4 protein-coding genes are annotated in these 2,946 nt (G+C 37.2%); 2 read left to right on the top strand and 2 right to left on the bottom strand.

All coding sequences use genetic code 11. The features are described from left to right. Positions 1-212 precede the first annotated feature (212 nt). Together ACTHJT_RS01635 and rfaD are read right to left on the bottom strand one after the other, a co-directional pair. A complete protein-coding gene (locus ACTHJT_RS01635; protein ID WP_440235893.1) occupies positions 213-590 on the bottom strand; it encodes a hypothetical protein in 378 nt (125 codons plus the stop codon). Between the two features lie 30 nt (positions 591-620). Next, positions 621-1,586 carry an ADP-glyceromanno-heptose 6-epimerase gene (gene rfaD / locus ACTHJT_RS01630; protein ID WP_440235891.1) on the bottom strand — a complete coding sequence of 322 codons (966 nt, stop codon included), beginning with the start codon at positions 1,584-1,586 and terminating at the stop codon, positions 621-623. A 126-nt stretch (positions 1,587-1,712) separates the two neighbouring features. Here rfaD and ACTHJT_RS01625 point away from each other — a divergent pair, with 126 nt between their 5' ends. Further along, positions 1,713-2,528 carry an ABC transporter substrate-binding protein gene (locus ACTHJT_RS01625; protein WP_440235890.1) on the top strand — a complete coding sequence of 272 codons (816 nt, stop codon included), beginning with the start codon at positions 1,713-1,715 and terminating at the stop codon, positions 2,526-2,528. Then, positions 2,525-2,946, top strand: a 422-nt coding sequence (locus ACTHJT_RS01620; protein WP_440235889.1) for an iron chelate uptake ABC transporter family permease subunit, incomplete at its 3' end; no start/stop codon positions are given. The genes ACTHJT_RS01625 and ACTHJT_RS01620, both read left to right, overlap by 4 nt.

Here is a 2,946-nt window from a genome sequence, read left to right as displayed (position 1 = left end):
ATGTATTGCTTGAAAAAATTGATGAGAACAATAAAGTAGTATCAGGAACTTTCGAAATGGCGTTGTCGGCAGTTATGCCTGATGGAACGATAAAAACCATTAAAATATCTCAGGGAAAATTAAATGAGATACCTATTGTTTACAAACAATAATAACTACCTCAGATTATAAAATTGACCGTAAAATGCTTCGAATCCTCGAAGCATTTTTTGTTAATAGCTTCCTGCTGAAAAGAGCAGATCAATAGGAGTATCTATATCATACAGCCATTGATATCCTTTAGATTCCTTGATACAAAATGGAGTCAGCAATTTATACATATTGTTATAACCTTCAAGCGTCAGGTCGCAATAAAAATGTTTGCCCTGTACATCTTCAATACCTATATCCTCGTTAGAAACCCGTAGCGTGAGCAGGCAGTTGACAGATTCAACAAAATCCAATGCATGAACGTCTAAACTTTTTTGCTGCCTGATAACCACATCCGTTAATGCATCCCGGAACAAGTTTGCCTGTTGTGAATTGAAATCCGAAAGCCGGACTGCATGTTCGTTGAATTCGTTGATTTTATAGAGAAATTCTAATTTCATAAATGTGTGGGCGTATGCAATACGCCCTTACTACCAGTATTTTCCGGGAATTAAATAATTCGTCACGTAATCTTCTATACCTTTTTCAAGTGTATGAAATTCGTCTTTATAACCAATACCTTTTAGTTTAGACATATTGGCTTCAGTAAAATACTGATACTTATCACGTATATCTATTGGAGTATCAATGAATGATATATCTTCCTGAACATGCATATTCTTAAAGGTGTTCTTTGCCAGATCCAGGAAAGTGCGCGCCTTGCCGCTACCTAAGTTATAGATACCACTGTTCTTTCTGTGATGCATTAAAAAGACAATCACATTGCAGACATCTTTTACGTAAACAAAATCGCGCATTTGTCCGCCATCGGTAAACTCCGGCTTATGAGATCGGAACAGTTTCATTTTCCCTGTTGCTTTGATCTGGTTATAGGCATGGAAAATAACAGAAGCCATTCTCCCTTTATGATATTCATTCGGACCATAAACATTAAAGAATTTTAAGCCAGCCCAGAAGAAAGGTTTCTTATCCTGTTTCAAAGCCCAGATATCAAAATCATTTTTTGAATCCCCGTAAGGGTTTAGTGGTTTAAGTTGAGGGATGGTCTGTTCATTGTCATCATAGCCAAACTCTCCATTTCCGTAGGTGGCTGCTGAAGAAGCGTATACTAGAGGAATCTGAAAATCGATACATGCCTTCCAGATTTTTTGAGAATAATCAACATTCAGTTCATCAAAGATTGCTTTGTTGAATTCAGTAGTATCCGTCCTTGCACCGATATGAAAAATAAATTCAACGTGTTTGTTGTTTTTATCCAGCCATTCAAAAAAGTTATCCCTGTTTACAAATTCCTGGATCTTTTTACCTTCAAGATTCTTTTTCTTTTCAGGATTCTCAAAATGATCTACTGCAACAATTAAGTTAAAGTTTAATTCATTCAAACGCTGAATCAGACAACTTCCGATAAAACCAGCAGCACCGGTAACTACTAACATAAGACTTATGATTATATTCAATATTTGCCTTAAATTTACTAATAATTTCCCGAACCAATGAGATATTCTTTGTGCTTATTACTTGTTTTTAGTTTACTCCTTACATCGTGTAATGAAAAAAATGTAGTGGCTGAAAATAATGCAGATACGACTTCATATACATTTACTGACGATGCCGGGCGGAATGTTGTAATCCCCCGCAACCTGCATAGAATTGTCAGTTTAACTCCATCCATCACAGAACTTCTTTATGCTTTTACAGATACCAACAGAATTGCAGGCCGCTCTGTCTGGTGCGATTATCCTGAATCTGTAAAGAAGCTACCAGCCTTGAATACGTATCCGCTGGATATTGAAGCAGTCGCACGCTTAAAACCGGATGTTGTTTTTGCGAAAAAAGGTATGATCTCCATACAGGAACTGGAAAAACTTGAAAGAGTAAATATATCAGTTGTGGTATTAAAGTTTGATCTGATTACTGAGATTGAATCAAGCACACGTAAGCTGGTACAAATTACTCATGGCGATACACTCAAAATGAATGCATGGTTTGATAAGTGGCTGGCTCCGGTTGATACAACTGCATCAGATTCTGTTCAAACTTGTATTGTTGTGACATCCGTATCCCCTATATATGTATTTGGAAAGAAAACATATGTGTCGGAGTTGATTGAGCGTGCGGGCGGTAAGAATTTTATTTATGATACGGATAGTTCATATCCGGTAGTTGATGTAGAGTATGTATTGAAGACAAATCCTGATGTGTACATATTCAATTCTACTGAACAGCAAACATTATTTTTTGAGGCATATCCAGTTCTTAAAAAAACAAAGGCATACAAAGAGCAGAAAATATTTTACATTGGCGACTCTGTCCTAAGCAGGCCAGGCATACGATTACCGCAGTTATATCAATCGATTAAATCTATTCTGCATAAATGAGAAACATTGCTGGATGTATAGCCGCAGTATTATTTTTTATTATCCTCGCTGTTATCGGAACAGTAAGAGAGGTAGCAGATTTCCCGTATTTGATAAATGCGATTGTAGAAACGGATTCAGATTCTGTTCAACAGATTATCTGGTTTCAGATTCGTCTGCCAAGAATTCTGCTGGCTTTCTTTACCGGTGCAGCATTAGGACTGTCTGGCTATTTAATGCAGGTACTTGTACGAAACCCGTTGGCTGATCCATATGTACTGGGGAGTTCAGCAGGTGCTTCGTTATTTGCTGCAGTCTTTTACATCTGGCTGGCGCCTGATTATGCAAGCATAACATTATTGCTGATCCTAACGTTTGTCGGAGCATTCAGTACGAATGTTTTATCAATTTTTTTAGCGACAGTTAAAGGCAGGATTAT

Origin of the sequence: Cytophaga sp., from assembly GCF_051961495.1 — a bacterium.
GTDB lineage: Bacteria > Bacteroidota > Bacteroidia > Cytophagales > Cytophagaceae > Cytophaga.
The sequence above is the reverse complement of the archived record's forward strand: the minus strand, read 5'-3'. Positions and strand labels throughout refer to the sequence as shown.